The organism is Vibrio sp. 661, assembly GCF_033339315.1.
Taxonomy (GTDB): domain Bacteria; phylum Pseudomonadota; class Gammaproteobacteria; order Enterobacterales; family Vibrionaceae; genus Vibrio; species Vibrio alginolyticus.
Genome location: NZ_JAWOUJ010000115.1, coordinates 1 through 1,125, shown reverse-complemented (window position 1 = coordinate 1,125; position 1,125 = coordinate 1). Strand labels below are relative to the sequence as shown.

The 1,125-nt window shown below is 45.4% G+C and carries 1 protein-coding gene; it reads right to left on the bottom strand.

Going from position 1 to position 1,125, the window contains the following annotated elements; genetic code table 11:
• Positions 1–44 precede the first annotated feature (44 nt).
• On the bottom strand, positions 45–1,125 hold a 1,081-nt coding region (locus tag R7P69_RS25080), incomplete at its 5' end, for an aldo/keto reductase (RefSeq protein ID WP_318121813.1).

Here is a 1,125-nt window from a genome sequence, read left to right as displayed (position 1 = left end):
TCTTGAGCCACACCCTAAATCAAATTAAAGATAGAAAGAAGTGATTAACCTTCCACCACCTTCATTAACAACTGCCCATCATACAGAGCTTGTTTTATCAGCGCAGCGCCCGGCATCGTCGCTTGTTTATAAAAGCGAGATTCCACCAGCTCAAGATCTTGGTGATAAACAGGCAAGCTTTGTTCTTCAATACAACGGCGAACGGCTGGATAAAGCACCTCTTTCGCTTGGTTAATTACCCCACCAATCAAAATCTTTTCTGGGTTAAACAAGTTGATCACGATAGCAATTGCAGAACCTAAATAGCGTCCCAATTTTTCAATCACATCAACCGCGAGAGGATCGCCATTTGCCGCGGCTTCACAGATACTTTCGATACTCATCTCTTCTTGATCCGCAAGAATAGAGGCTTCACCTTCAGAGATGCGTCTTACCACTTCTTCACGAATCGCTTCTAGCTCGTTACGAACGCGAATCGCTTGCTCGCTTTCCCCACTGAAGATTGAGCCGCCACCTAAACAAGACCACGCCATTGGACGCGTGCGCAACATTTGCATTTGGTCCAGCGTTCCATCGTGCGCAACCTCAAAATTAAGCGGGTTGATTTCCACTTGGTTAGTCACAAGAGGTTTACCAAGGCGCGATTGCAGCAATTCGAACTGACGCGGCGTAAAGTTGGACACACCAAAGTGCTTCACTTTACCTACTTTGTGCAGCTCCGTGAATGCTTCCGCAACTTCATCAGCATCCATCAATACATCTGGACGATGGATCAATAGCACATCGATTTCATCCACATTTAAGCGCTCAAGTGAGTTGTTCACTGATTGGTAAATGTGTGCCGAACTTGTGTCGTAGTGATTAATTTTGCGTTCAGGTGTTTTGTCACCACACAAATTAATGTCACATTTGGTCACGATCTGGATTTGGTCGCGTACGCTTTTATCCAAAGCTAACGCTTCACCAAACAACGCTTCACATTCGTAGTTACCGTAAATGTCTGCGTGATCGACCGTAGTGATCCCTAACTCAATATGTTGCTTAAGAAATGACAAACGCTCTTGAGCCGTCATTCCCCAATCTGCCGCACGCCAATATCCTTGAACTAGCTCTGAAAATTCAGGG